The 24,970-nt window shown below is 67.8% G+C and carries 25 protein-coding genes and 2 tRNA genes; 8 read left to right on the forward strand and 19 right to left on the reverse strand.

All coding sequences use genetic code 11. From position 1 onward, the window contains the following. Positions 1-14 precede the first annotated feature (14 nt). Genes ACIOTO_RS07265 through ACIOTO_RS07275 form a run of 3 tightly spaced genes read right to left on the reverse strand, consistent with a single transcriptional unit; the run spans position 15 to position 1,622 of the window. On the reverse strand, positions 15-647 hold the full coding sequence (locus ACIOTO_RS07265; RefSeq protein WP_105711473.1) for an aminodeoxychorismate/anthranilate synthase component II: 633 nt from the start codon (positions 645-647) through the stop codon (positions 15-17). Beyond that, complete coding sequence (locus tag ACIOTO_RS07270; RefSeq protein ID WP_140403281.1) at positions 644-799, reverse strand: DUF4175 domain-containing protein; 156 nt, start codon at positions 797-799, stop codon at positions 644-646. The genes ACIOTO_RS07265 and ACIOTO_RS07270 overlap by 4 nt, the downstream gene beginning before the upstream one ends. Positions 800-827: 28 nt before the next feature. Next, entirely contained in the window at positions 828-1,622 is a 795-nt protein-coding gene (locus ACIOTO_RS07275) for a class E sortase (RefSeq protein ID WP_105711474.1), read from the reverse strand. Positions 1,623-1,725: 103 nt separating this feature from the next. Between ACIOTO_RS07275 and ACIOTO_RS07280 the strand changes: the two genes are divergently transcribed. Next, the gene (locus ACIOTO_RS07280; protein WP_091028134.1) at positions 1,726-1,965 is read left to right on the forward strand and encodes a cell division protein CrgA; all 240 of its coding nucleotides are present in this window, start codon (positions 1,726-1,728) and stop codon (positions 1,963-1,965) included. Positions 1,966-2,245: 280 nt separating this feature from the next. Here ACIOTO_RS07280 and ACIOTO_RS07285 read toward each other — a convergent pair whose 3' ends face one another. Together ACIOTO_RS07285 and ACIOTO_RS07290 are read right to left on the reverse strand one after the other, a co-directional pair. Then, positions 2,246-3,139: a rhomboid family intramembrane serine protease gene (locus ACIOTO_RS07285; protein ID WP_400857236.1), complete on the reverse strand. Its 894-nt coding sequence runs from the start codon at positions 3,137-3,139 to the stop codon at positions 2,246-2,248. A gap of 21 nt (positions 3,140-3,160) precedes the next feature. Then, complete coding sequence (locus tag ACIOTO_RS07290; RefSeq protein WP_029264182.1) at positions 3,161-3,718, reverse strand: peptidylprolyl isomerase; 558 nt, start codon at positions 3,716-3,718, stop codon at positions 3,161-3,163. Positions 3,719-3,862: 144 nt separating this feature from the next. Here ACIOTO_RS07290 and ACIOTO_RS07295 point away from each other — a divergent pair, with 144 nt between their 5' ends. Further along, a complete protein-coding gene (locus tag ACIOTO_RS07295) occupies positions 3,863-4,369 on the forward strand; it encodes a DNA helicase (protein WP_400857237.1) in 507 nt (168 codons plus the stop codon). Between the two features lie 56 nt (positions 4,370-4,425). Further along, a complete protein-coding gene (locus ACIOTO_RS07300) occupies positions 4,426-4,881 on the forward strand; it encodes an aminoacyl-tRNA deacylase (RefSeq protein WP_181156323.1) in 456 nt (151 codons plus the stop codon). A 2-nt stretch (positions 4,882-4,883) separates the two neighbouring features. Here the strand turns inward: ACIOTO_RS07300 and ACIOTO_RS07305 are convergent, their stop codons facing one another. After that, positions 4,884-5,306, reverse strand: a complete 423-nt coding sequence (locus ACIOTO_RS07305) for an NUDIX hydrolase (protein ID WP_029264185.1) — start codon at positions 5,304-5,306, stop codon at positions 4,884-4,886. A gap of 44 nt (positions 5,307-5,350) precedes the next feature. Beyond that, a complete protein-coding gene (locus ACIOTO_RS07310) occupies positions 5,351-6,946 on the reverse strand; it encodes an amidohydrolase (RefSeq protein WP_400857238.1) in 1,596 nt (531 codons plus the stop codon). A gap of 116 nt (positions 6,947-7,062) precedes the next feature. Between ACIOTO_RS07310 and ACIOTO_RS07315 the strand changes: the two genes are divergently transcribed. Beyond that, positions 7,063-7,509: a hypothetical protein gene (locus ACIOTO_RS07315; protein WP_400857240.1), complete on the forward strand. Its 447-nt coding sequence runs from the start codon at positions 7,063-7,065 to the stop codon at positions 7,507-7,509. Positions 7,510-7,557: 48 nt separating this feature from the next. Here ACIOTO_RS07315 and ACIOTO_RS07320 read toward each other — a convergent pair whose 3' ends face one another. The 4 genes from ACIOTO_RS07320 to ACIOTO_RS07335 all read right to left on the reverse strand — a co-directional run bounded on the left by ACIOTO_RS07320 (position 7,558) and on the right by ACIOTO_RS07335 (position 13,009). Continuing rightward, a complete protein-coding gene (locus ACIOTO_RS07320) occupies positions 7,558-8,982 on the reverse strand; it encodes an aldehyde dehydrogenase family protein (protein ID WP_400857242.1) in 1,425 nt (474 codons plus the stop codon). A 130-nt stretch (positions 8,983-9,112) separates the two neighbouring features. After that, complete coding sequence (gene solA / locus ACIOTO_RS07325) at positions 9,113-10,291, reverse strand: N-methyl-L-tryptophan oxidase (protein WP_400857244.1); 1,179 nt, start codon at positions 10,289-10,291, stop codon at positions 9,113-9,115. 40 nt (positions 10,292-10,331) lie between these two features. Beyond that, positions 10,332-11,468: a tyramine oxidase subunit B gene (locus tag ACIOTO_RS07330; protein ID WP_400857245.1), complete on the reverse strand. Its 1,137-nt coding sequence runs from the start codon at positions 11,466-11,468 to the stop codon at positions 10,332-10,334. Then, positions 11,465-13,009, reverse strand: a complete 1,545-nt coding sequence (locus ACIOTO_RS07335; RefSeq protein WP_400857246.1) for an APC family permease — start codon at positions 13,007-13,009, stop codon at positions 11,465-11,467. Before ACIOTO_RS07335 ends, ACIOTO_RS07330 begins: the two co-directional genes overlap by 4 nt. Positions 13,010-13,165: 156 nt before the next feature. Here ACIOTO_RS07335 and ACIOTO_RS07340 point away from each other — a divergent pair, with 156 nt between their 5' ends. The 3 genes from ACIOTO_RS07340 to ACIOTO_RS07350 are packed head-to-tail and all read left to right on the forward strand — an operon-like array spanning position 13,166 to position 15,670. Further along, positions 13,166-14,077, forward strand: a complete 912-nt coding sequence (locus ACIOTO_RS07340) for a helix-turn-helix domain-containing protein (RefSeq protein WP_400857247.1) — start codon at positions 13,166-13,168, stop codon at positions 14,075-14,077. Between the two features lie 58 nt (positions 14,078-14,135). Then, on the forward strand, positions 14,136-15,260 hold the full coding sequence (locus tag ACIOTO_RS07345; RefSeq protein ID WP_400857248.1) for a M24 family metallopeptidase: 1,125 nt from the start codon (positions 14,136-14,138) through the stop codon (positions 15,258-15,260). Between the two features lie 35 nt (positions 15,261-15,295). Continuing rightward, the gene (locus tag ACIOTO_RS07350) at positions 15,296-15,670 is read left to right on the forward strand and encodes an HNH endonuclease (RefSeq protein ID WP_400857249.1); all 375 of its coding nucleotides are present in this window, start codon (positions 15,296-15,298) and stop codon (positions 15,668-15,670) included. Between the two features lie 58 nt (positions 15,671-15,728). On the opposite strand, the gene ACIOTO_RS07355 is transcribed toward ACIOTO_RS07350, so the two are convergent. The 5 genes from ACIOTO_RS07355 to ACIOTO_RS07375 all read right to left on the reverse strand — a co-directional run bounded on the left by ACIOTO_RS07355 (position 15,729) and on the right by ACIOTO_RS07375 (position 18,888). Beyond that, positions 15,729-15,801: transfer RNA gene (locus ACIOTO_RS07355), tRNA-Ala, on the reverse strand. Positions 15,802-15,827: 26 nt separating this feature from the next. After that, positions 15,828-15,901, reverse strand: a tRNA-Ile gene (locus ACIOTO_RS07360). A gap of 85 nt (positions 15,902-15,986) precedes the next feature. After that, positions 15,987-16,946 carry a hypothetical protein gene (locus ACIOTO_RS07365; protein WP_400857250.1) on the reverse strand — a complete coding sequence of 320 codons (960 nt, stop codon included), beginning with the start codon at positions 16,944-16,946 and terminating at the stop codon, positions 15,987-15,989. Next, positions 16,943-17,632: a LuxR C-terminal-related transcriptional regulator gene (locus tag ACIOTO_RS07370; RefSeq protein ID WP_400857251.1), complete on the reverse strand. Its 690-nt coding sequence runs from the start codon at positions 17,630-17,632 to the stop codon at positions 16,943-16,945. Before ACIOTO_RS07370 ends, ACIOTO_RS07365 begins: the two co-directional genes overlap by 4 nt. Continuing rightward, positions 17,620-18,888: a histidine kinase gene (locus ACIOTO_RS07375; protein ID WP_029264199.1), complete on the reverse strand. Its 1,269-nt coding sequence runs from the start codon at positions 18,886-18,888 to the stop codon at positions 17,620-17,622. The genes ACIOTO_RS07370 and ACIOTO_RS07375 overlap by 13 nt, the downstream gene beginning before the upstream one ends. A 132-nt stretch (positions 18,889-19,020) precedes the next feature. On the opposite strand from ACIOTO_RS07375, the gene ACIOTO_RS07380 reads away from it, so the two are divergent. After that, complete coding sequence (locus tag ACIOTO_RS07380; RefSeq protein ID WP_400857252.1) at positions 19,021-19,731, forward strand: VIT family protein; 711 nt, start codon at positions 19,021-19,023, stop codon at positions 19,729-19,731. 72 nt (positions 19,732-19,803) lie between these two features. Here the strand turns inward: ACIOTO_RS07380 and ACIOTO_RS07385 are convergent, their stop codons facing one another. The 3 genes from ACIOTO_RS07385 to gyrB are packed head-to-tail and all read right to left on the reverse strand — an operon-like array spanning position 19,804 to position 24,895. Continuing rightward, a complete protein-coding gene (locus ACIOTO_RS07385; RefSeq protein ID WP_029264201.1) occupies positions 19,804-20,208 on the reverse strand; it encodes a DUF3566 domain-containing protein in 405 nt (134 codons plus the stop codon). Continuing rightward, positions 20,205-22,760 (reverse strand): DNA gyrase subunit A, encoded by a 2,556-nt coding sequence (gene gyrA / locus ACIOTO_RS07390; RefSeq protein WP_400857254.1) that lies wholly within the window; start codon positions 22,758-22,760, stop codon positions 20,205-20,207. The genes ACIOTO_RS07385 and gyrA overlap by 4 nt, the downstream gene beginning before the upstream one ends. Positions 22,761-22,804: 44 nt before the next feature. Further along, complete coding sequence (gyrB, locus tag ACIOTO_RS07395; protein ID WP_308737271.1) at positions 22,805-24,895, reverse strand: DNA topoisomerase (ATP-hydrolyzing) subunit B; 2,091 nt, start codon at positions 24,893-24,895, stop codon at positions 22,805-22,807. Between the last annotated feature and the right edge of the window lie 75 nt (positions 24,896-24,970).

Here is a 24,970-nt window from a genome sequence, read left to right on the forward strand (position 1 = left end):
TGCGCGTCGAGATGTCAGCGCGAGAGTGGATGCAGGGTCTCGGATCGCGCCACGGCATCCGCGTCGCCGCAGAGTTCCAGCCAGTTCGCGAGAAGCCGGTACCCGCCTTCGGTGAGCACGCTCTCCGGGTGGAACTGCACGCCGTGCAGCGGCAGCTCTCGGTGCGACAGCGCCATGACCGTTCCGCTCTCCGTCCAGGCGGTGACGACGATCTCGGGCGGGAGGTCCGCTGCCGCGAGCGCCAGGGAGTGATATCGGCCGACGTCGAACGGCGACGGGATCCCCGCGAACAGCGCTGATCCGTCGTGCGTGACCGCGGAGACCATGCCGTGCATCAACTCGGGCGCCTCGCTCACCGCGGTGCCGAGCGCTTCGCCGATGGTCTGGTGTCCGAGGCAGACGCCGAGCGTCGGCATCCGCCGTCGAACGGCGATCCGCACCGCGTCGAGCGACACTCCCGCGTCCGCGGGACGTCCGGGTCCGGGGGAGAGCAACAGGGCGTCGTGGCCGGTGAGCATCCGCTCGAACTCGGCGGCGTCCAGCGCGTCGGATTCGACCATGGTGGTCTCGGCGCCGAGCTCGTGGAGGTAGCCGACGAGGGTGTGCACGAAGCTGTCGTGGTTGTCCACCACGAGAACTCGGGTCATTCGACGTCGACCTCGCCGGGGGCGATGATCGGGCTGATCCAGGGGAACACGTACCAGAACAGCCCGTAGAGCACGGCGGCGATGACCACGACCAGGATGAGGACCCGCAGCCACCACGGGCCGGGCAGCAGGCGCCAGAGTGCGGCGTACATCAGTCTTCTCCCTCGTGAGCGTCCACGGTCACACCGATGGTGCGGCCGGAGGCGGCGGCGGGTCGGTCAGCGCGGTGGGGAGCCCCTCGGCGCGGGGCTGGAAGCTCTCGAACACCCCGTAGGCGACGATGCGCTCGGCGAGGGAGTAGAGCGGAGAGCAGGCGGTGAGCGTGATGTACTGCTCTCCGGTCTGCTGCTCGGGCATCTGCGGCACATCGGCGAGGACGTCGGTCTGCGTCGGCTTGACGTACTCGAGCGTGCGGAAGCGGTAGGTGTACCAACCGTCGGGAGTCTCGACGACGATCGCGTCGTTCAGCTGCAGCTTGTCGAGCTGGTTGAAAGGCTTGCCCCAGGTGGTGCGGTGTCCCGCCATCGAGAAGTTGCCGACCTCGCCGGGCATCTTGGAGTCCTTGTAGACGCCGATCCCCTTCTGATCCAGGGTTCGCGCACGGCTCGTTCCGCCGTAGATGCCGAAGTTGTAGTCGGCTCCGAAACGGGGGATGTGCATCTGCCCGAACCATGTGGCGTCTGCCGGTGCTGCGGGCACCGGGGGCACGTAGGTGGTGGTGCCGTCGTCCTCTTCCACGACCGGCGGCAGCTCCGGCGCCTCGCCCTGTGCGAGCTCCTGCGAGATGGCTGCGCCCTCGTCGTTCTTCTGGGCGCTGATGATGATGTCGCCGATCCACATCTGCCAGGCGACGAAGAGCAGGACGAGCACTCCGGCGGTGAGGAGGAGCTCGCCGAGCACGCTCGCGAAGGTGGCGCGAGAGCGTGGTCGCTCTCGCCGCGGGCGTCGCCCCCCAGGCACGACGGATGCAGTCATGGCGCGATCATATCCCGGGACGCTGAACGGATGTCGGTGAGCCCGCCGTCTCTCGCACGCTGCGGACTCGGCGGCTCATGGGTCTGATGGGTACAATGACGGCATGGCACGTGACCGTAAGAGTGAAGAACCCGTCGTCGAGCGCGCCGAAGGCGAGGCCGCTCCCAACGCGGTGTGGTTCAAGCCGGTGATGATCGGCTTCATGCTGCTCGGTCTCGCGTGGATCCTGGTCTTCTACATCTCGGGCATGCAGTTCCCGATCCCGGGTCTCGACAACTGGAACCTGGCCATCGGTCTCGGCATCGCTCTGATCGGCTTCCTGATGACCACTCGTTGGCGCTGACGCCACTCCTTCTTCTCGAAAGGCCCCTCGCACAGCGAGGGGCCTTTCTTCATACTCCGAGTGAGGGACGGCTCAGGCCAGGGCGCGGGGTTGTTCCCGGAGCGAGCATCGGGAGGGCCCCGCGAAGCGGGAGGGACCCGCTCTGCGAGCGAAGGGAACGACCCCGCGCCCGACCCACAAGCTGAACCGAGCGAAAGTTATCCACAACCTTCTCCACAGCCTGGGGAGAATTACACCGGTGTTATTCACAGGGGTTAACAACCCTGTTAACAACTCGGGATCAGGACAAAATGAGCAGCGGCGGGATGAAGGCGACGACGACGATCAACAGGACGACGAGCGCGGAGAGGAGAACGATCTGCCAGGTGCGCTGGTCTCGACGCCTCGTCCGGGTGTAGATGAGGGCGACCAGAGCGCCGACGATCGCACCGCCGAGGTGCGCCTGCCAGGAGATGCCACCGGCGAAGAAGCCGAAGGCGAAGTTGATGCCGAGGATCACGAGGATCCCGGTCACGTTCGCGCCGATGTGGCGGCCGATGATCAACAGCGAGGCCAGCATTCCGAAGATCGCGCCGGATGCGCCGACCGTCGGGTCCAGGGGGGCGAGGAGGGCGACCGCGACCGATCCGCCGAGGCCGCTGATCAGATAGAGGGCCAGGAAGCGGGCGCGGCCGAGCATGGGCTCGAGGCTCTGCCCCAGCATCCACAGGGCGAGCATGTTCAGCGCGAGATGGATGAAGCTGCCGTGCACGAACAGCACGGAGAGGAGGCGCCAGGGCTCGAAGCCCGCACCGAAGAGGTTCGGGTAGAGATACGGCGCGTAGAAAGCGAGTGCCTGCGTGATCGGCCCGTTCATCCCGGGGATCAGCTGCACCAGGCCGATGAACGATGTGACGGCGAGCAGTACGTAGGTGACGATCGGCTTGCCGCTGCGGGCGATCGCCATGGTGCCGCCGCTGCGAGCACCCCACCGACGCTGGGCCTTCTTCTGCGCGGGGGTGCGGTTCTTGCGCTCGGCGTTCATGCACTCCGGGCAGATGACGCCGACGGGTGCCTGAGTCTGGCACTCGGGGCAGATGGTGCGCATGCACCGCTGGCAGAGCACGAAGCTCTGCCGATCCGGATGCCGGTAGCAGAAGTTGTCGCGATTGCTCGTGAACTCAGGCGTGGTCATCCGGATCGGCCGCAGCTGTCGTCAGGCCGCGACGATGTCGATCGACTGCAGCACGACGGGCTCGACCGGACGGTCTCCGCCGCTGGTCGGAACGGCACCGATCTTGTCGACGACGGCGCGGGAGGCGTCATCGGCGACCTCGCCGAAGATGGTGTGCTTGCCCTGGAGCCACGGGGTCGGGTCGGTCGTGATGAAGAACTGCGAGCCGTTGGTGCCCTCGGGCTTGCCGGTGATGGCGTTGCGGCGGAGGCCGGCGTTCGCCATCGCGAGGATGTACGGCTTGTTGAAGTCGAGCTCCATGTTGATCTCGTCGTCGAAGTTGTAGCCGGGGCCGCCGACGCCCTGTCCGAGGGGGTCGCCGCCCTGGATCATGAAGTTCGGGATGATGCGGTGGAAGATGACGTCCTTGTAGAGAGGACCCTCGCCCGGCTTGCCGGTGGCGGGATCGGTCCACTCCTGGGTGCCGTCGGCGAGGCCGACGAAGTTCTTGACCGTCTTCGGTGCGTGATCGCCGAAGAGGTTGATGACGATGTCACCGTGGTTGGTGTGCAGGGTTGCGACGTGGGAAGCGTGAGCCATGCCTTCATTCTCGCAGAGCTTTCGGTGAGTTCGCCCGGCGTACCCCGGATCCGCCGACAGCGCAAGGGCCGGGCGATTCCCGCCCGGTATCCAGCCTCCCGTGGCAAGATGGGGAACCCGTACTCCAATGGACAGGAGAGCATCGTGAGCCTCAGCCGCAAGCGGAAGAAGGAACTGCGTCGTCTTCAGAACGACGCGAACCAGCTCTGGGAGAACCAGCAGGTGCTCGTCGGTCACGCCGCCGATGTCGCCCGCGAGGCCGGACGTCAGCTCGGAAACATCAATCGTGAGCAGGTCGTGCCGGTCATCCAGGACACGTACAACCGCCGTGTCGCCCCGGTCGTCGACCGTGGCGTGAAGCTCGGCAAGCACGTCGTCGACGACAAGTTCGTCCCGATCGTGGGCGGAGTCGTCGGTTCGGCTCTCACCGCGTGGGACGTCGCGAACGCCAAGCGCCACGGTGTGGCCGCACCGGCTCGTCGGGGCGATTTCGGCAAGAAGCAGAAGTCTGGCCCGGGTCTCGGCTCGGTCGTCGCGATCATCCTCGGTGCTGCTGCCGCCGTCGGTGTGCTCTACGCCGCATGGCAGGCGCTGCGTGCCGATGACGAGCTCTGGGTCGCGGACGACCCGCTCGCCGCGCCCGACGCGTGACCCCGTCTGATCTCGCCTCCGTCGCCTCTGGTGACGGAGGCGATCGGCATGCGCGGGTGCGGGATGCGGCCGCTGCTCGCGGGCTCGACATCGAGATCCGCGAACGCCCCGCTGCCGGCAGCCTGTTCGAGGCGGCCGAGCTGCTCGGCATCCCGCCGTCCGGCATCGTCAAAACTCTCGTCGTCAAGCGCTCGGACGACACCTTCCTGTTCGCCCTCGTGCCCGGCGGACGCTCGATCTCGTGGCCGAAGCTGCGCGCCCTGGTCGGCGTGAACAAGCTGCGCCTGCCCGAGCCCGAGCTCGCGCTCCAGGCGACCGGCTACGAGCGGGGCACCATCGTTCCCATCGGCAGCACCACGGATTGGCCGATCTATGCCGACGAGTCCATCGTGGGTCAGCGCATCGCCATGGGTGCCGGCGCTCACGGGTACAGCCTCTTCGTCGAGGCGGACGACCTCATCGCCGCGTACGGGGCGACGGTCGCCGACATCTCGGTTCCCGAGGAGCGCTGAGCTCAGAGGATTCCGGCCATGCGCATCGCGATGTCGACGAGCTTGACGCGCTGCAGCTCGGCCACGGACTTCAGGGGAAACCACTCGGCCATGTCGGTCGAGCCGTCGGTCTCGAAGCGCAGCTTGCCGCCCGTGACCTGGGCGCGATAGACGATGCGCAGCGTGTGCAGCGGATCCGCGGCCTTCTGCACGCGGCGTCCGGCGGGGATGACCCGGGAGTGGATGCCGAGGAGCTCGCCGACCTTCACGGTGTAGCCGGTCTCCTCCCGGAGCTCGCGGCGCACCGCATCCTCCGGCGACTCACCGGGTTCGAGTCCGCCGCCCGGCATGGTCCACGCGACGCGACGGCCCTCGGTCCACCGCGCCAACAGCAGACGCCCGTCGTCATCGGTGACGACCGCGTACGCCGCGACACGCAGGTCCATGGATCACACACTATCCGGCAGCGGGGACCCCGGATGACCGCGTGTCAGACGACCCGGACGCCGCCCACGTAGGTCGCCATCACCCGCGTCGCGGCGAGGTCTTCGGCCGAGACCGTGAGGGGATCGCGGTCGACCACGATGAAGTCGCCGAGGAGTCCGGGTGCCAGCGCACCCACCTCATGCTCGCTGAAGAGCTGCCACGCCGCGTTCGTGGTGTGGGCGAGGAGGGCCTGCTCGCGGGTGGCCGCCGTGCCGCCGGGCATCCGGTATCCGTTGCGAGTCGTTCGGGTCTCGGCGACGGCCATGTTGCGGAAGGGCTCGTTGGGGGTGACCCAGCCGTCGTTGTGGAAGGTCGCCCGATGACCGGCGGCGAAGGCGGCACCGGCATCGGCCCAAGCGCCACCGTGCTCCGGGCCGAAGAGGTCGTCGACCAGCACCTCTCCCCAGTAGGTGATGTGGTCGACGAAGAGACTGACGGTGACGCCGAGGGCCGCCGCGCGCTCGAACTGCACGGGTGTCATGGCCCCGCAGTGCTCGAGGCGGAAGCGGTGGTCGGTGAGCCCGTGCTGCCGGATGAGCTGCCCGTACACGTCGAGGGTCGCGTCGATCGCGAGGTCACCGTGCACATGGCAGGCGAGCTGCCAGCCCGCGGCGGCATAGGGTTCGGCGATCGCGCGCAGCTGTTCGGCCGTGTAGTTCGCGTGTCCGATGTGATGCGGTTCGAGCCCGACGGAGCGGGTCGCCGGGGTGTCGAGGTAGGGGAAGGAGGTGGCGATGTTGCCCACCCACGGAGAGCCGTCGGACCAGGTCTTCACCCCGGTCTGGCGGAACACGGGATCGCCGTCACCCGGCGGAGCCACGACTCCGCCGGGGCGGGACATCTCGTACCACCGCAGCCGCACCGGCATGGCACCCTGCGCACGAAGGGCGTCGATGAGCGGGTTGAGCTCGGGGTTCCACGACAGGTCCGACACCGTCGTGATGCCCCGGGATGCGAGGTCGTGCAGGTGCGCGGGGAGGATCCGGGGGAGATGCTCCTGCGCCTTCGCGAGCATCGGCGCCACGACCTGCTCGACCGCCGCGGCCTCGAGGGCGACGCCCGTGAGCTCCCCCGCGGCATCACGGCCGAACGAGGCGCCGACCGGATCGGGGGTGTTCCGATCGAGGCCCGCGGCGAGCGCGGCCGCGGTGTTGAAGTACACGGAATGACCGGAGTTGTGGATCACGACGAGGGGCACGTTGCCCGCGAGCTCGTCGAGGAAGCGGATGTCGGGGTCGGGCAGTCCGCGCTGCAGCAGAGCATCCCACCCGTTCGCGAAGACGGCTTCGCCGCCGGCATCCGCCACCGCCGCTCGGAGCGCCGCGAGGACGCCTTCCGCCTCGGGGATCACGACGGGACGGAGGTCGACCACGAGATCGGACAGCAGAATCGCGGAGAAGCCCGGATGCCCGTGCGGCTCGATCAGACCGGGCATGACCCAGCCGTCGAGGGCTGTGGTCTCGGCATCCGGGAAGCGGCGGAGGAGGTCGTCCGTCGTCCCGACGGCGACGATCGTACCGTCGTCGACGGCCATCGCCTCCACTTCGGCGTCAGCGCTCGGGGAGAGCGGGCGGATGCGGCCGGTGAAGACTATCGTCATGGCGTCAGTCTGGCAGTCGAGGTGCCGTCGAGGATCGATCACGAATCGAGAAGCACACCGCGGCCGAGCGTACGTAGTCTGAATCCCACACCAGCAGCACATCGAGAGGACCGACCATGGCCGAGAAAGAGAAGAACTTCACCGCCGAGGAACGCGAAGCCATGCAGGCCGCCGCGAAGGAGGCCCGCACCCGTCGTTCTCGGGCGAAGAAGTCGCCCGAAGAGCTGCGCGCCGCGGGTGAGGCCGACATCAAGGAGGCGATCGAGAAGCTGACGCCCGAAGACCAGGCTCTCTCGAACAAGCTGCACGCCCTCGTCTCCGAGGTCGCCCCTGAGCTCGTGCCCCGCACCTACTACGGGATGCCGGCGTGGGGTCGCGACGGCAAGGTGCTCTGCTTCTTCCAGCCCGCGAGCAAGTTCAAGGTGCGCTACGGCACGTTCGGTTTCGAGCCCATCTCGAACCTCGACGACGGCACCGTCTGGCCGACCGCCTACGCGGTCACGGATCTCACGAAGGCCGACCTGGAGTTCCTCGCGGACCGCATCCGCGTCGCGATCAGCTGACGCCCCTGCCGAGAAGGGTGCGCGGCCACGGGCCGCGCACCCTGTCACTCAGCCGTTGATGACCTGCGGCACGGCGACCGACTTGAGACCCTCGACCCCGAACTCGAGGCCGTAGCCCGACGACTTGTGACCGCCGAACGGGATCATCGGATGCACACCGCCGTGCGAGTTGATCCACACGGTTCCGGCCTGGATGCGCGCGGCGACCTTCCGCGCCTCCTCGCGCTCGCCCCAGACGGATGCACCGAGTCCGACATCGAGGCCGTTGGCGCTGGCGATCGCCTCGTCCACATCGGTGTAACGGATGATCGGCAGTGCGGGACCGAACTGCTCCTCGTCGACGAGGGCCACCCCGTCGGTCACGTCGGCGACGAGCGTGATCGGGTAGAAGAGCTCCCCGAGCTCCGTCGCGGGTGCACCGCCCGTGACGATCCGACCGCCGTTGCGCGCCGCGTCGTCGACCAGGTCGCGCACGATCTCGAACTGGGCGCGGTTCTGCAGCGGACCGAGCACGTTCTGCTCATCCAGGCCGTTGCCCATCGGGGTCTGCCGAGCGACATCGGCCAGCGCGTCGACGACCTCGTCGTAGACGGAGTCGTGCACGTACAGGCGCTTGAGCGCGGCACAGGTCTGTCCGGTGTTGATGAACGCGCCCCAGAAGAGATCCTGCGCGATCGCCGTCGCGTCGACGCCCGGCAGCACGATCCCGGCGTCGTTGCCGCCCAGCTCGAGCGTGAGGCGGGCGAGGTTCTGCGCCGAGCTCTCGACGATGCTGCGTCCGGTCGCGGTCGATCCCGTGAACATGACCTTGCCGATGTCGGGGTGCGACGCGATCCTGGCCCCCACCTCGCGATCACCGGCGACACCGATGAGCACATCGCGGGGGAGCACCTGGTTCATGACTTCGATCAGCGCCAGCACACTCAGCGTCGTGTATCCGCTCGGCTTCACGACGACCGTGTTGCCCATGCGCAGCGCCGGAGCGATCTGCCAGATGCCGATCATGAGGGGCCAGTTCCACGGTCCGATCGCACCGACCACGCCGATCGCGCGGTAGTGGAGCTCGGCATGGGTCTCGCCGTCGTCCACCACGGTCTCCGGCTCGAGGGGCGTCGCGGCGGCGGTGCGCAGCCACGCGGAGCACGCGCCCACCTCGAAGCGGGCATTCGGCCCGTTGAGCGGCTTGCCCTGCTCGCGCGAGAGCAGCCGGGCGAGCGGCTCGGCGTTCGCGTCGATCGCATCGGCCACCTGGTTCAGGAGCGCACTGCGCTCCGCATGGCCGAGCGCATCCCACCCGGGCTGCGCCGCCTTCGCCCGCGCGACCGCGGCGTCGAGCTCCTCGACCGTATGCACGGGCGCCCTGCCGATCGGTTCGCGCGTCGCCGCGTCGACCACTTCGCGGCCCTGACCTTCGGCGGCGCCGACGCGCTCCAACAGGGCGGCCTCGTCCAGAACCGGGGCGTTCTCCGACATCACTGTCTCCTCACGATGGGGTGCGCGACAGGTTCATCGCGCAGTTCGAGTCTGTGCTCGGGGGTCGAGCGGGGTTTGACTGCCCGTGCGGCGCGCTTGCCGGTCCGTGACCGAAGAGCGCGGACCGGGCTCAGTGACCGCCGCCGCGGTACGCACCGACGGTCGCCAATCGGTCGAGGTGCGCGGCCAGCGAGAAGTGCGGGTCGATGCCGGCATCGCTCGGCCGCGTGGCGAGCCGCGCAGCCCATTCCCCGAGCACGGGCGCGAACTTGAAGCCGTGACCCGAGAGACCGGTCACCGTCACGACCCGCTCGCTCTCGCTCACGTCGACGATCGGGGTGCGATCGGGTGTGTAAGCGCAGTGGTGCACGCTGGAGCGCACGGGCTCGGGGTTCAACGACGGGAAGAACTCCTTCGCCTGCTGCCCGATCTTCGCGAGTTCGTGTCGCGTGTACTCCCGCGGAACCTCGTCGACATCGCGGGCGACCGGCCAGGTCGGGTTGCTGCTCGCCTTGATCGAGTAGCCGTCGAGGCTCGGCGCCCCGAAGAAGTGCACGGGGCCCACGTCGCGCAGGAACGCGGGGAAGCGCTCGGGGAGGAAGTCGGCGATGTCCGTGGGCATGAACCAGGTCAGCCCGAGGACCTGCAACCGCAACAGGTCGTGCAGCCGGGGGTCCAGCCGTGTGGACCAGGAGCCGGAGGCGAGGATCACGGTGTCAGCGCGGATCGCCTCGGTCGGGGTGCGCACCACCACGCCGCCCGGTTCTTCCTCGATCGCGAGCACCGGGGTGTGGAAGCGCAGCTGCGCACCGGCCGCCTCGGCGAGATCGAGCGCAGCCATCAGCGAGACCTCGGGACGGATGCCGCCGCCGTGGTGGTCGAGCACCCCGACGTCGCCGTCGTGCACGTTGTGCTGCGGGTGGGCGCGACGCAGCTCCTCGGTGTCGTAGAGGGTGTGCGGCAGGTCGAACTCGCGCACGGTGTCGAGGGTCGTGCGCATCTCGATCCGGTCGGGCTGGGCGATCGACAGGGCGCCCACCTCGAGGTAGAGCTCCCGGCCCGAGTGCTGCTCGAGTTCACGCCACAGCCGCCGTGACTCCTGCAGCATCGGCACGTAGCGCCCGCCCTCGTGATAGGCCGTGCGGAAGACCCGAGACTCTCCGGCGTAGGAGCCGCGGTCGTGCACCTTGCCGTACTGCTCGATGCCGATGACCTCGACGTCGTCACGCTGCGACAGTCGCCACGCGGCGAGCGCACCCACCGCCCCCAGCCCGACGATGACGATCCGCTTCCTGACCTGCGCACTCATGTGAACTCCTGACGAATGATCGATGGGGGACGGACGCCGGTCATGCGAGAGCCGGAGTGTCCCAGAGCAGCAGCTCCGTGCCGATGCCCTCGGCCATCGCACGCCGGTAGACGACGGTCCCCCACGCGACGTCTTCCACCGGCATCCCGCCGACGGAGTAGAGGAAGATATCGTCCTCCGTTCGGCGCCCCTCTGCCTGCCCGCTCATGATCGCGGGGAGGTTCTCGAGAGCCTCGTCGCGCACGTCCCCCGAACGGATGCGATCCAGCAGGTACATACCGTGGAGGCCGATGTGCTCGTGCGCCGGGTGCGGCACCTCTTCGCTCCACGCCTCGTACAGCCCACGGAAGTCGGCGACGTGTCGCGCTCCGTGGAGCAGTTCGTCGTCGATCATGATGTCGGCGGGCAGGCTCACCAGCGCACCCGGCTTCAGCCACCGCTTCTCGATCCGCACGTAGTTCGCCGAACCGGCCGGCGTCGTGGGGGCGATCGTGACCAGGTCGCTGTCGCGTACGGCATCCTCCACACTGTCGACGACCGTGACCGTCGTGAACTGCGGGTACTCGCGCCGCACCCACTCCACGAAGGAGTCGATGCTCGATCGGCTGCGTCCGGCGACCTTCAGGGTGTCGAGCTCGGGGCGCACGGCCACGAAGGCTTCGAGCGTCGTGCGGTTCATCACGCCGGGTGCCACGATGCCCACGCTCCGCGCATCGGGGTTCGCGAGGTGGCGGGCACCGACTCCCGGCACGGCGCCCGTGCGATACGCACTCAGCAGGTTCGCCGACATGTGCGCGAGAGGTGCGCCGGTGTCCTTGTCGCTCAGCGTGAGCATCAGGATCGACCGAGGCAGGCCGTTCTCGCGGTTGGCCATGTTCGACCCGTACCACTTGCAGCCGGCCGTCTGGAAGGTGCCGCCGAGGTACGCCGGCATCGCCATCATCCGTCGGTGCGGTCCGTCGAGCGGCATGCCTTCATGGGCGGATTCGGCGGGGAAGGTGACCATCGAGCCGTGCGAGTTCCCGTCCGGTCCGCCCATCCGGTAGTCGCCGGCGTCGACGAGACGCAGGGTCTCCTCCATCACGTCGACGCACAGCCCCATGTCAGTGACGCCCGCCGCGATCGTGTCCGGCTCGGACAGATACCGGAAGGTCAGTCTGGTGTCAGTGGTGCTCACAGGTTTCCTCTCGTCGCGTCGACCACCGGCTCGGGCTCGCCCAGGATCGGAGCCTCCGGCAGCTCGGTGCCGTGGCCGATCTGGCGATAGACCTCCGGCCGCGCCCTGCGCAGCCACAGCGCCCACACGACGGCCAGCGCCGAGGGCACGAGCAGCACAGCGGGAAGGATGAAGGTCGTCGGCGTGGACTCGGCCTGACCGAGCAGCACATCCCAGTTCAGGAGGATCAGCACCCAGACGATCGCGAGCGCCACGAAGGCGATGATCGGCGCGACCAGCCGGCTGCCGGCGCCCACCTCTCGGCTGTCGCGGCGGAAGAAGCCGATCACCGCGACCGAGACGAGCACCAGGAGCAGCACGAGTCCGAAGGCGCCGAGGTTGGTGAGCCAGGTGAAGAGCGTGATCACCGGGTACGGTCCGTTCTCGGGGTTCCAGCCCTGCTCGCCGATCGCGAAGCCGACGATCACGATGACCGCGATCGCGGACTGCAGGAGCGACCCGGCCCACGGCGCACCGCTCTTGATGCGGACGGTACCCAGAACCCGGGGCAGCACGCCCTCGCGGCCGAGCGAGAAGGCATACCGGGCGACCGCGTTGTGGAAGCTGACGAGGGCGGCGAACAGGCTCGTGATGAAGAGGATCGACATCACATCGACCCAGATGACGCCCAGGTGCTCGGCGACGAAGTTGAAGAACAGCGGAGGGCCGGCCTCTTCCGGCGAGATGCCCGCGGGGTCGGTGATCTTGCTCGGGCCGACGGCGAGCGCGAGTGCCCACGAGGAGATGGCGTAGAAGATGCCGGAGACGCAGACCGCGAGGAACGTCGCACGCGGGATGGTGCGCTTCGGGTCCTTGGACTCCTCGCCGTAGATCGCGGCCGACTCGAAGCCCATGAACGCGGCGATGCCGAACGCGAGGACGGCCCCGACTCCCGGGACGAACAGCGCCGAGGGGGTGATGGGTGCCGCCGTGAATCCCTCGGCCGGGTTCCCGAAGGCGAACAGGTCGAACACGATCACCGCCACGAACTCCAGCGCGACGAGCACGCCCAGCACCTTCGCCGAGAGATCCACCCGGTGCACTCCCAGCACGCCGACGAGCACGATCGTGAGGAGGACCCAGACCCACCAGGGGCTCGCCCAACCGGTCTTCGACTCGATGAACGAGCTGATCTGGAACCCGAGCATCCCGTAGATGCCGATCTGCATGGCGTTGTAGGAGAGGAACGCGAGCACCGAGGCCCCGACGCCGGTCGGGCGACCGATCCCCTGCGCGACGTACGCGTAGAACGCGCCGGCATTCGTGACGAACCGGCTCATGGCGGCGTAGCCGATCGCGAAGATGCCGAGTGCCACCGCGAGCACGATGTAGCCGAAGGGGATGCCGTCGACGTGCGTGACCGCGTAGGCGCTGGTCACTCCGCCGGCGAGCACGGTGAGCGGCGCGGAGGCGGCGATGATCATGAATGCGACCGCGAAGACGCCAAGGCGCCGATGCTCGGCCGTTCTCGTCGTCGAGGTTGTGGGAGTGGACGTCACCATGGCACAGCTCCTTCGATGCTCGGGTAAGTCCTCATACTCGCCAGGGGGAGCCGTCGTCGATTGACGGCGAGAGCAGAACACTTGTCTACGCGGGCACAGCGCACGAATGCTAAAATGCAGCATCGTATATGATCGGCCACAGTGAGGTGAGCCCTGATGCAGAGTCTGTCGTTCCTCGACTACCGCCATGCGGTCTCCCGCGCCGTCGTCGCGCTCGACGTGACAGCGCCGGAGCAGGATCGCTTCCGGGGTGCGATCGACGCCACCGCTGCCGGCGACATCCACGTCTTCGCGATCGACGCCGACGGGCACGGCGTGCATCGCACTCCTTCCCTCATCTCCCGCGCCCCGCAGCAGTACTTCAAGTTCTCCCGCATCGAGCGCGGGAGCGGCATGATCGTGCAGGACGGACGCGAGACCGCACTCGGCAGCGGCGACATGGCGCTCTACGACACCGACCGTCCGTACTCCCTGCTCTTCGATGACGCCGTGCAGATGTCGGTGGTGATGTTCCCGAAGGTCCTCCTCGACATCCCCACGGAGGACACCAGCCGCATCACCGCCACGCGCCTGAATGCCGGTGGAGCGCTGGGTGCGATGGTCGGTCCCTACCTCGGCTCGCTCGCGGAAGGTGCACACCACCTCGACAGCCGCATCGCCCGACGGATGCTGCGGACCGCGGTCGACATGCTCAGCACCGTGCTCGAGGCGAACCTCGTCGCGACCGACGGGCCGGTGAGCGCGCATTCCACGACGCTGACGCACATCCTCACGTACATCGACGTGCACCTCGCCGACAGCGAGCTGTCTCCGTCCCAGATCGCGGCGGCGCACTACATCTCGGTGCGGCATCTGCACTCGATGTTCAGTGAGCAGGGGGCCTCGGTCTCCACGGTCATCCGGCGACGCCGACTGCAGCGCTGCTACGACGCGCTGACCGACCCGTATCAGACGCACCGCTCCATCGCCGAGATCGCGATGAGTGCGGGCTTCGTCGATGCGGCGCATTTCAGCCGTGTGTTCCGCGCCCAGTACGGAGTCCCGCCCCGCGCCGTGCGCGCCGGTTGATGCCGGGTCCACGGAACGCGGGTGCCGTCGCGCGTACCCGCGCAGTAGCGTGGAACCCGTGAGCACACTGCCCTTCCCCGCCTCCGTGTACGCCGCACGCCTCGCCCGCGCCGCATCCCTCGCCGCCGAATCCGGGCTGGATGCGATCATCGTCGGGCCTGGCCCCGACCTGCAGTATCTGCTGGGCGTCGAGGGCGACACGATCGAGCGACTGACGGCCCTGGTGATCGGCCCCGACATCGCTCCGACGGTCGTCGTGCCGCGGATGGAGCTCGCGAAGGTTCGCACCACCGCTGTCGGTGAGCTCGGACTCGCGGTCGCCGACTGGGTCGACGGCGAAGACCCGTACGCGCTCGTGACCGAGGCCGTGGGTACGGTCTCCCGCGTCGGCGTCTCGGATGCGCTGCCCGCGCTGCACGTCGTCCCGATCGGCGAGCGTCTCGGCGTGCGTCTCGAGCTGGCGACACCCGTGCTCCGCGAAGGACGCATGATCAAGGATGCCGAGGAGATCGCCGAACTGCGCCGAGCGGGGGACGCGATCGACGCGGTGCACCGCCGCGTGCCGGAGTGGCTTCGGGCCGGACGCACCGAACGCGAGGTCGCGGCCGACATCGCGGAGGCCATCGTGGCGGAGGGCCACCGCACGGTCGAGTTCGTCATCGTCGGATCGGGTCCGAACGGTGCCGACCCGCACCACGAGGTCTCGGACCGGATGATCGAAGAGGGCGACGTCGTCGTGGTCGACATCGGCGGCGCGGTCCCGAGCGGCTACAACTCCGACAGCACGAGGACTTACGTCGTCGGCAGCCCTGACCCGGAAGCGGCCGAGCGCATCGCGGTTCTCGTGCGCGCGCAGCAGGCGGCGGTGGATGCCGTTCGCCCCGGGGCGACGGCGGCACAGGTCGACGCTGCCGCGCGGGACGTGCTCACCGCAGCGGGTCTCGGCGAGGCGTTCCTGCACCGCACCGGCCACGGCATCGGCGTCTCGGTGCACGAAGAGCCCTACATCGCGCCCGGCAACGACCTGGTGCTGCGGGAAGGGATGGCGTTCAGCATCGAGCCGGGCATCTACTTCGCCGGCGCGTGGGGCGCACGCATCGAGGACATCGTGATCGTCACGGCCGACGGCGGCGAGCGGTTGAACGTCGCCCCGCACGACCTCGTGTCGGTCGGCTCGGCCTGACTTCAGGCCGAGGATCTCCGCGGTAGCATCAGCGCATGCGCCGCCCCCGCAAGGTCTCCTCCGCCAACGCGTCACCGGCGACACGTGCGCGATACGCCAAGCGTCGGACGAACCGCCTCGCCAAAGTCGATAACGACCTCACCGATGCGCAGTGGCACGACCTCATGGAGGCCTGGGGCGGATGCGCCTACTGCGGAGGCGAGGGGGCCGCGTTGCAGCGCGACTGCATCCAACCCATCTCGCGCGGCGGCCGCTACACGCTCGAGAATGTCGTCCCTGCCTGCGCATCCTGCAACGCCAGCAAGCACAACGACGAGGTGACCGGCTGGCTGCGCCGCAAGAAGCTCGACGAGCGCACGTTCCTCGTCCGGCAGGCGACGATTCTGCGGGATCTGCGTCCGGTCGAGTGAGGCAGGGACGCCCGAACAGAAGAAGCCCCCGGCAACTGCCGGGGGCTTCTCGCTCCTGTGGAGCCTAGGAGATTCGAACTCCTGACATCCTGCTTGCAAAGCAGGCGCTCTACCAACTGAGCTAAGGCCCCGTGAGGGAATTTCTTGAGTTAAAGGGTGGGGCTACCAGGACTTGAACCTGGGACCTCTTCATTATCAGTGAAGCGCTCTAACCGCCTGAGCTATAGCCCCGTCAACCTCCAAGACTTTACCGGAGAAACACGGAAAATCCGAATCGAGGGTGGGGACCCGGGAGAGTCCCCACCCTCGACGGTGTTCAGCGGCCGGGACGGATGGTCGCGGTGCCCGCGGACAGCGACACGTCGATGGTCCTTCGCGCGCTGGAGCCCTCGTCGACCTTGGCGTTCAATGTGCCGGCACTGACGTCCTGGGTGATCGCGTACTCGACGTCCGGCACGGTCAGATCGAGCGTCCCGGCATTGACCTCGATCGTCGTCTCCGAGGGTGCCGTGCCGGTCAGCTCGACCGTGAGATCGCCCGCAGAGACGCCGAGGTCGGCGCGGGTGACTCCGTCGAGGAGGATGTCGGCGCGACCGGCGTTCATCTCCGCGTCGAGCTCTCTGGCCGACCCTTCCACGTCGAGGGCACCGGCGTTGACGCGCACCTCGAGCACTCCGAAGTCACCCACGACGTCCAGGCTGCCCGCGTCCAGATTGAGATCGGCATCCAGGGCGTCGCCGCGCAGGCTCTCCGGCAGCGTGAGAACGGCGATCTCCTCGTCACCGAACCAGTTGCCGAACCACCAGCCGAACACCCCGTCGGGGCTCCGGACGATCAGTTCGTCACCGTCGCGGTCGAAGGTCCACGCGGTGCCGCGGCCGTTGGTGATGGAGAGCTGTGCCTCATCGACATCGCCGAACTCGACACGCATGGTGCTCGCATCCGCATCGACGTCGATCCCCTCGATGCCGTCCACGCCCACGGTCTGCACCGAGTCCGGACGGCTCGAGGACACGATGTTCCCGGCCGCGGCCGCAGCCGCCGTTCCTCCGGCACCGAGCAGCGCGATGCCGCCGACCACGGCCGTGATGACCATGACCGCCGTCGTTCCCGAGGAGCGACCACCCGAAGCACCGGGCGGGGGAGGCGTCGGAGCCGCCGGCGGGGCGGGCGTCGGGGGTGCCGGCGTCTGTGGTGCGGAAGCGGGCGGGGGAGAAGCGGGCGGCGGGGTGAGCGGGGTGTGCTCGCCCGGGGCGCCGTTGTTGTCAGTGGTCATCGTGCCACTCCTGTCTGGCCGGTCGGCGGCGTCGAGCCACCGGTGTTCTCGATGTGGGCGAGGGCGGCGAGCACGCGGCGGTTGCCCGACTCGTCCTGCTCGAAGCCCAGCTTCTGGAAGATGGCGGTGATGTGCTTCTCGACACTCGCCTCGGAGAGGAAGAGGAGACCGGCGATCGCCTGGTTCGACTTCCCCTCCGCGATCAGCGCGAGCACGGTGCGCTCCCGTTCCGTGAGACGCATCATCCTGTCGTCACGGTTGCGCCGCGTGAGCAGCTGCGCCACCACTTCGGGGTCGAGCACCGTGGCACCCTCGGAGATGCGCTGCACTGAGGCGAGGAACTCCGAGACATCGGCGACGCGATCCTTGAGCAGGTATCCGAGCGGACCCCCTTGCGCCGCGATCAGGTCGGAGGCGTAGCGCTCCTCCACATACTGCGACAGCACGAGGATGGCGAGCGACGGGTGCGTCGACCGCAGTCCGAGCGCCGCGCGGATCCCCTCATCGGTGAACGTGGGAGGCAGCCGGACATCCAGGATGCACAGGTCGGGTGCCGTGGTGGCGACGGCCTGGTCGAGACCCTCGATGTCGGGGAGAGCGGCGACCACCTCGTGGCCGGCGTCCTCGAGCAGACGGACCAGTCCTTCTCGGAGGAGGACGGAGTCCTCGCAGATCAGGATGCGCACGGTACGTTCACCTCCAGGCTGGTCGGTCCGCCCTGCGGACTGTCGAGGCGGAACGTCCCGCCGGCGGCGAGGATGCGGTTCGCGATGCCGTCGAGGCCGCCACCCGGCTGTACCTGCGCGCCGCCGATACCGTTGTCCTCGACCCGCGCCCAGAGCGTGTTCCCCTCGCGGAGCCGCACGATGACTCGGGCCTCACTGGCCCGCGAGTGCTTCGCGGCGTTGGTCAGTGATTCCGCGATCGAGAAGTACACGGCGGCCTCGGCCTCACGGCTGCAGCGTCCGTCCATGCGCACATCGAGGTGCACGGGGATGTGCGACCGGCTGGCGAGAGCCGACAGCGCGGCGTCGAGGCCGCGGTCGTCGAGCACGGACGCGTGGATGCCGCGGGCGAGCTGCCGCAGCTCCGTGATGGCCGCCTTGGTCGAGGTGTGCGCCTCGTTGATGAGTTCCTTGGCGGTGTCCGGATCGCTGTCGATCTTCTGCTGAGCGAGCCCGAGCGTCATGCCGACGGAGACGAGCCGCGGCTGGACACCGTCGTGCAGGTCGCGCTCGATGCGCGTGCGCTCCAGATCGGCGGCCCGGACCGCTCCTTCCCGCTGGGCGGTCGAGGTGCGGACGCGTTCGGTGAGCTCCGTCTCCTTGCTGCGGACGACGATCGCCAGTGACAGCGTGCGGTGCAGCAGCGCCAGGCCGATCATCCCGACCACGGAGGCCGCGATGCCGAGGATGCCGACCAGCGGTGCCCAGGCGACGGGGATGCCTCCGCCGCCGAACGGTCCCATGACCGCGTCCGCCGCGGTGAGCGGGGCGAAGGAGATGATGATCGACCACACCAGGCTCCAGGCGAGCCGCAGCACGATGAAACCGAGCACGGCCGAGATGGCGAAGTTCGCGACCGCTCGCCACATGCGGGGGTCGATCGCCTGTCGTCCGAGGGAGCGCAGCCAGCCGACGAACCCGGGGCGGTCACGCTGCTGCAGTCGCAACGGGGTGATCGGGGTGCGGTAGAGGGCACCGACACGGGCGACCTCGAACCACCCGAGTCCGTACAGGGCGTACACGAGTCCGACGAGGAGCACGAGGCCGATGCCGGCGGCGAAGAGCAGACCGAGGCCGGTGCCGAGGAGTCCGCCGAGCATGCCGAAGATGGCGCCGCCGAGCGCGCCGACGCCTGCGAGGTGCAGGATCGTGAGGAAGATGCGCAACGGCGGCTTCACCGCCGTGGCGGGAGCCGGGGTCGCAGTCTGAGTGGTCATGGTTCCAAGGTACGGCGGGGTAGACACGCATGACACCGAGTCAGCCGGACACTCCGCTTCGGGTTTTCCATAACCCGTCGTGGGTGCTTTCCGCCCCTATCGAGCGCGCTGTCCATCTGCTTCACTGGCCGCATGGCAGCCCACGAAGGTGAACCTCACGGCGCAGGTCTCGGCCAACGACTGAACTGGTTGCGCGCGGGAGTGCTCGGCGCGAACGACGGCATCGTCTCGGTCGCCTCACTGGTCGTGGGCGTGGCGGGCGCGACGACCGACAACGCGGCCCTGCTCACCGCGGGGATCGCCGGACTGGTCGGCGGGGCGATCTCGATGGCGCTCGGAGAGTACGTCTCGGTCAGCAGCCAGCGCGACAGTGAACGCGCGCTGATCGCGAAGGAGAGTGAGGAGCTGCGCACCATGCCGGCCGCCGAGCTGGCCGAACTCACCGAGCTCTATCGCGACCGGGGCCTCTCCGAGGAGACCGCACGTCAGGTCGCCGAGGAGCTCACCGCACACGATGCGCTCTCCGCCCACCTGGAGGTCGAGCTGGGCATCGACCAGGACGATCTCGTCAATCCGTGGCACGCGGCGCTCTCTTCGGCGGTCGCCTTCACGCTCGGAGCTCTGCTCCCGCTACTCGCCATCCTGCTGCCGCCGCCCGAGTGGCGTGTTCCGATCACCTTCATCGCCGTCCTGATCGCCCTCGCGATCACCGGTTCACTGTCGGCGCGGATCGGCGGGTCCCCGCCCCTGAGGGCATCTATCCGACTGGTCATCGGTGGAGCGCTCGCTCTCGCCGCGACCTGGCTGATCGGCACGCTCCTCGGCACCACCGGCGTCGTCTGAGCGCCGATCACACCGGGGGACGACGAAGGGCGGATGCCGCAGCATCCGCCCTTCGGAAATCCGGTTCGAGGATCAGTTCGACATGAACCCGACGAGCAGTCCGCCCGTCACCTTCACCGCGAGGTTGTAGATCCCGGCGACGACGGCGCCGAGCACCGTGAAGACGATCAGGTTCAGGATCGCCACGACCGCGGCGAAAGCCATGACCTGCGGCAGACCGACGACCTCCGACAGCACGAACTCGTTGCCGGTGATGCCGAGCAGGAATCCCTCAGCGGTCTTCATGATCCCGGTCGCCTGGAGCACCAGGAAGATCAGGAAGAACGCCACCATCGTGACCACGGCGAGAGCGACCGCTCCGAGGAACGAGAGCTTCACGGCCGACCAGAAGTCGACGTAGACCAGACGCAGGCGGACCTGCTTGCCACTGGTCTTGCGTGTCGACTTCTTCGCCAGCTTGTCGGCCACTGTACTCATGCGTCTGTATCCTCGGGGGTCTCTGTCGTCTCAGGTGCCTGGGTCTCGGCATCCTCCGCATCGGCCTCGTCTTCGGCGAGGCCACGCTCGCCATTACGGGCGATGGCGAGGATGCGGTCGGCCTCCGTCGTCCGGGCGAACACCACTCCCATGGTGTCTCGACCCTTGGCGGGGACCTCGGCCACGGCAGAGCGTACCACCTTGCCGCTGGAGAGAACCACCAAGACCTCGTCGTCCTCGGCGACGATCAGACCACCCGCGAGAGTGCCCCGATCGTCGTTCAGCTTGGCGACCTTGATGCCTGTTCCACCGCGTCCCTGGACCCGGTATTCCTCGACCGCCGTGCGCTTCGCGTAGCCGCCGTCCGTGACGATGAACACGAACTTCCCGGGGGCGGCGACCGACGCCGACAGCAGGCAGTCCCCGTCGATCTTGAACTTCATACCCCGCACACCGGCCGTGGCCCGACCCATCGGACGCAGCGCCTCATCGGTCGCCTCGAAGCGCACCGACATGCCGCGACGGCTGATGAGGAGGATGTCGTCCTCGGCGTTCACGAGGAGCGCGCTGACGAGCTCGTCCTCGTCGTTCAGACGGATCGCGATGACGCCGCCTTGACGGTTGGTGTCATACGCCTCGAGGCGGGTCTTCTTGACCAGACCCTCGCGCGTGGCCAGCACCAAGTAGTCGGCGACCTCGTAGTCGCGGATGTCGAGCACCTGCGCGATGCTCTCGTCGGGCTGCAGCGCCAGCAGGTTCGCGACGTGCATGCCCTTGGCATCGCGTCCGGCCTCCGGCACCTCATACGTCTTCGCGCGGTAGACGCGACCCTTGTCGGTGAAGAAGAGCAGCCAGTGGTGCGTCGTCGTCACGAAGAAGTGCTCGACGATGTCGTTCGCACGAAGCTGCGCACCCTTGACCCCCTTGCCGCCACGGTGCTGGGAGCGGTAGTTGTCGCTGCGCGTGCGCTTGATGTAGCCCTCGCGCGTGACGGTGACGACCATCTCCTCCTCGGCGATGAGGTCTTCCATCGAGACGTCGCCGTCGAAGCCGTGCAGGATGTGCGTGCGGCGCTCGTCACCGAAGCGGTCGACGATGCCGGTCAGCTCTTCACGGATGATCGTGCGCTGACGGCCCTCGTCGGCGAGGATCGACTTGTAGTCGGTGATCTGTGCTTCGAGCTCGTTCGCCTGGTCGATGATCTTCTGACGCTCGAGTGCAGCCAGACGGCGCAGCTGCATCTGCAGGATCGCGTCGGCCTGGATCTCGTCGATGTCGAGGAGCTTCTGGAGTCCCTCATTCGCATCGGCCGTGGTCTGCGACCGACGGATGAGCGCGATGACCTCGTCGAGCGCGTCGAGCGCCTTCAGGTATCCGCGCAGGATGTGCATGCGCTTCTCGGCCTCGCGCAGACGGAACTCCGTGCGCCGGACGATCACCTCGATCTGGTGCGTGATCCAGTGCGTGATGAAACCGTCGATCGCGAGCGTGCGCGGCACGCCGTCGACGATCGCGAGCATGTTCGCGCCGAAGTTCTCCTGCAGCTGCGTGTGCTTGTACAGGTTGTTCAGCACGACCTTCGCGACCGCGTCGCGCTTGAGCACGACGACCAGGCGCTGACCCGTACGGTCGGAGGACTCGTCACGGATGTCGGCGATGCCGGTGATCTTGCCGTCGCGGGCGAGGTCGCCGATCTTCACCGCGACGTTGTCCGGGTTGACCTGGTAGGGCAGCTCGGTGATGACGAGGCAGGTGCGGCCCTGGATCTCTTCGACGTTGACGACGGCGCGCATCGTGATGGAGCCGCGGCCCGTGCGGTACGCCTCGTGGACGCCCTTGGTGCCGAGGATCTGCGCGCCGGTCGGGAAGTCCGGACCGGGGATGCGCTGGATCAGGCCGTCGAGCAGCTCCTCGCGGGAGATGCCGGGGTTGTCGAGTGCCCACAGTGCCGCGGCCGATACCTCGCGCAGGTTGTGCGGCGGGATGTTCGTGGCCATGCCGACCGCGATACCGACCGAGCCGTTGACGAGCAGGTTCGGGAAGCGGGCCGGCAGGACCGTCGGCTCCTGAGTCTGACCGTCGTAGTTGTCGGTGAAGTCGACCGTGTCCTCTTCGATGTCGCGCACCATCTCGAGCGCGAGCGGGGCCATCTTGGTCTCGGTGTATCGAGGAGCCGCGGCGCCCATGTTGCCGGGAGAGCCGAAGTTTCCCTGACCGAGAGCCAGCGGATACCGCAGAGACCACGGCTGCACCAGACGCACGAGGGCGTCGTAGATCGCCGAGTCGCCGTGCGGGTGGTACTGGCCCATGACCTCGCCCACCACACGGGCGCACTTCGAGAACGACTTGTCGGGGCGGAAGCCGCCGTCGTACATGCCGTAGATCACACGGCGGTGAACCGGCTTGAGGCCGTCGCGCACGTCGGGGAGGGCACGCCCGACGATGACCGCCATGGCGTAGTCGAGGTAGCTGCGCTGCATCTCGAACTGGAGGTCGACCTGGTCGATCTTGCCGTGGTCGTGTTCCGGCTCGGTGCGTTCTTCGTCAGTCATCAATCAATCTCTCTGTCACACATCTGGTCTGAGCCCGCAGGGCGTCAGATGTCGAGGAAGCGGACGTCCTTGGCGTTGCGCTGGATGAAGCTGCGTCGGGACTCGACGTCTTCACCCATCAGCACGCTGAAGATCTCGTCGGCGGCGGCGGCGTCCTCGATGGTGATCTGCTGCAGGGTGCGCGTGGTGTGATCCATCGTCGTCTCCCACAGCTCCTTCGGGTTCATCTCGCCGAGACCCTTGTAGCGCTGGATGCCGGCGTCCTTCGGGATCCGCTTGCCGTTGTCGAGGCCGTGCTTGAGCAGAGCGTCGCGCTCGGCATCGCTGAACACGTACTCGTGCGGGGAGTTCGACCACTTCAGTCGGTACAGCGGCGGCATCGCGAGATACACGAAGCCGGCCTCGATGAGTCCGCGCATGTAACGGAACAGCAGCGTGAGCAGCAGCGTGGTGATGTGCTGGCCGTCGACGTCGGCATCGGCCATCAACACGATCTTGTGATAGCGCGCTTTCTCGATGTCGAACTCTTCGCCGATGCCCGTGCCGAAGGCCTGGATCATCGCCTGGACTTCCTTGTTGCCCAGGGCCTTGTCGAGACGCGCGCGCTCGACGTTGAGGATCTTGCCGCGGAGCGCCAGGATCGCCTGGGTGTGCGGGTCGCGACCCTGCACGGCGGAACCACCGGCCGAGTCACCCTCGACGAGGAAGATCTCGCTGATCGACGGATCCTTGCTCGTGCAGTCCTTGAGCTTGTCCGGCATGGCCGCCGACTCGAAGACGCTCTTGCGACGTGCGGTCTCGCGGGCCTTGCGGGCGGCGAGGCGAGCGGTCGCCGCGTCGAGAGCCTTGCGGATGATGTTCTTGGCCTGGACCGGGTTGCGTTCGAACCAGTCTCCGAGCTGATCGCCGACGACCTTCTGCACGAAAGCCTTCGCCTCGGTGTTGCCGAGCTTGGTCTTGGTCTGACCCTCGAACTGCGGCTCGCCCAGCTTGATCGAGATGACCGCCGTGAGTCCCTCGCGCACGTCGTCGCCGGAGAGGTTGTCGTCCTTCTCCTTGAGGATGTTGTTCGCACGGGCGTACTTGTTCACCAGGGTCGTGAGCGCCGCGCGGAAGCCTTCCTCGTGCGTTCCGCCCTCGTGGGTGTTGATCGTGTTCGCGTAGGTGAAGACGTTCTCGGTGTACGAGGTGGTCCACTGCATGGCGACCTCGAGAGAGATCTTGCGCTGCGTGTCCTCCGACTCGAACGCGATGATCTCGTCGTTCACGACCTCGGCATGGCGCACCTTGTTGAGGTACTCGACGTAGTCGACGAGTCCGCGCTCGTAGAAGAATACATCGCCGGGCTGCTTCGTGATCGTCGCGCCCTCTTCCTCCACCTCATAGGCCGAGGACTCGCGCTCGTCGCGCAGATCGATGCGCAGTCCCTTGTTGAGGAACGCCATCTGCTGGAACCGCGTGCGCAGTGTGTCGTAGTCGAAGTCGATCGATTCGGTGAAGATCGACGCATCCGGCCAGAACGTGATGCTGGTTCCGGTCTCGTCGGTCGCCTCGCCCTTCTCGAGCTTCTGCTGCGGGATGCCGCCGTCGGCGAAGGAGTGGCGCCAGACAAAGCCCTTCTGCTTGACCTCGACGTCGAAGCGGGTCGACAGCGCGTTCACGACCGAGGAGCCGACACCGTGCAGACCACCGGAGACGGCGTAGGCGCCGCCGCCGAACTTTCCACCGGCGTGCAGGATCGTCAACACGACCTCGACCGTGGACTTGTTCGGGTCGGAGGAGTGCGGGTCGACCGGGATGCCGCGGCCGTTGTCGACCACGCGGACGCCGCCGTCGGCGAGCATAGTCACCGAGATCGTGTCGGCGTATCCGGCGAGTGCTTCATCGACCGAGTTGTCGACGATCTCGTAGACCAGGTGGTGCAGACCGCGCGGACCCGTGGACCCGATGTACATACCGGGGCGCTTGCGCACCGCCTCGAGGCCTTCGAGGATCTGGATCGAGTCGGCTCCGTACTCGCCGGGCTGCTTGATCTTGGGAGAGATCGTGTTGCTCGTGGTCTCGGAGCCGTCGATGGGGTCGGAGGTTCCCCCGGTGTTCGATTCCGTCTCGTCAGCAGGGGATTCAGGCGTCATCAGAGGGCATTCTCCACATCGATATCACGAACTCCCATTCTAGCGGGGTTTCGTCGGGAAATGCCGCTCAACGGC

Origin of the sequence: Microbacterium sp. NPDC087592 (genome assembly GCF_044743585.1) — a bacterium.
Classification (GTDB): domain Bacteria; phylum Actinomycetota; class Actinomycetes; order Actinomycetales; family Microbacteriaceae; genus Microbacterium.

Excerpts from the sequence above, each read along its gene's own strand:
- ACIOTO_RS07380 (WP_400857252.1), top strand. The coding sequence starts at position 19,021 with ATGGCAGCCCACGAAGGTGAACCTCACGGCGCAGGTCTCGGCCAACGA.
- ACIOTO_RS07335 (WP_400857246.1), bottom strand. The coding sequence starts at position 13,009 with ATGGTGACGTCCACTCCCACAACCTCGACGACGAGAACGGCCGAGCAT.
- ACIOTO_RS07290 (WP_029264182.1), bottom strand. The coding sequence starts at position 3,718 with ATGGCTCACGCTTCCCACGTCGCAACCCTGCACACCAACCACGGTGAC.
- ACIOTO_RS07285 (WP_400857236.1), bottom strand. The coding sequence starts at position 3,139 with ATGACCACGCCTGAGTTCACGAGCAATCGCGACAACTTCTGCTACCGG.
- ACIOTO_RS07275 (WP_105711474.1), bottom strand. The coding sequence starts at position 1,622 with ATGACTGCATCCGTCGTGCCTGGGGGGCGACGCCCGCGGCGAGAGCGA.
- gyrA (WP_400857254.1), bottom strand. The coding sequence starts at position 22,760 with ATGACTGACGAAGAACGCACCGAGCCGGAACACGACCACGGCAAGATC.
- ACIOTO_RS07365 (WP_400857250.1), bottom strand. The coding sequence starts at position 16,946 with ATGACCACTGACAACAACGGCGCCCCGGGCGAGCACACCCCGCTCACC.
- ACIOTO_RS07265 (WP_105711473.1), bottom strand. The coding sequence starts at position 647 with ATGACCCGAGTTCTCGTGGTGGACAACCACGACAGCTTCGTGCACACC.
- ACIOTO_RS07350 (WP_400857249.1), top strand. The coding sequence starts at position 15,296 with ATGCGCCGCCCCCGCAAGGTCTCCTCCGCCAACGCGTCACCGGCGACA.
- ACIOTO_RS07315 (WP_400857240.1), top strand. The coding sequence starts at position 7,063 with ATGGCCGAGAAAGAGAAGAACTTCACCGCCGAGGAACGCGAAGCCATG.
- ACIOTO_RS07340 (WP_400857247.1), top strand. The coding sequence starts at position 13,166 with ATGCAGAGTCTGTCGTTCCTCGACTACCGCCATGCGGTCTCCCGCGCC.
- solA (WP_400857244.1), bottom strand. The coding sequence starts at position 10,291 with ATGAGTGCGCAGGTCAGGAAGCGGATCGTCATCGTCGGGCTGGGGGCG.
- gyrB (WP_308737271.1), bottom strand. The coding sequence starts at position 24,895 with ATGACGCCTGAATCCCCTGCTGACGAGACGGAATCGAACACCGGGGGA.
- ACIOTO_RS07280 (WP_091028134.1), top strand. The coding sequence starts at position 1,726 with ATGGCACGTGACCGTAAGAGTGAAGAACCCGTCGTCGAGCGCGCCGAA.
- ACIOTO_RS07385 (WP_029264201.1), bottom strand. The coding sequence starts at position 20,208 with ATGAGTACAGTGGCCGACAAGCTGGCGAAGAAGTCGACACGCAAGACC.
- ACIOTO_RS07305 (WP_029264185.1), bottom strand. The coding sequence starts at position 5,306 with ATGGACCTGCGTGTCGCGGCGTACGCGGTCGTCACCGATGACGACGGG.
- ACIOTO_RS07375 (WP_029264199.1), bottom strand. The coding sequence starts at position 18,888 with ATGACCACTCAGACTGCGACCCCGGCTCCCGCCACGGCGGTGAAGCCG.
- ACIOTO_RS07310 (WP_400857238.1), bottom strand. The coding sequence starts at position 6,946 with ATGACGATAGTCTTCACCGGCCGCATCCGCCCGCTCTCCCCGAGCGCT.
- ACIOTO_RS07320 (WP_400857242.1), bottom strand. The coding sequence starts at position 8,982 with ATGTCGGAGAACGCCCCGGTTCTGGACGAGGCCGCCCTGTTGGAGCGC.
- ACIOTO_RS07270 (WP_140403281.1), bottom strand. The coding sequence starts at position 799 with ATGTACGCCGCACTCTGGCGCCTGCTGCCCGGCCCGTGGTGGCTGCGG.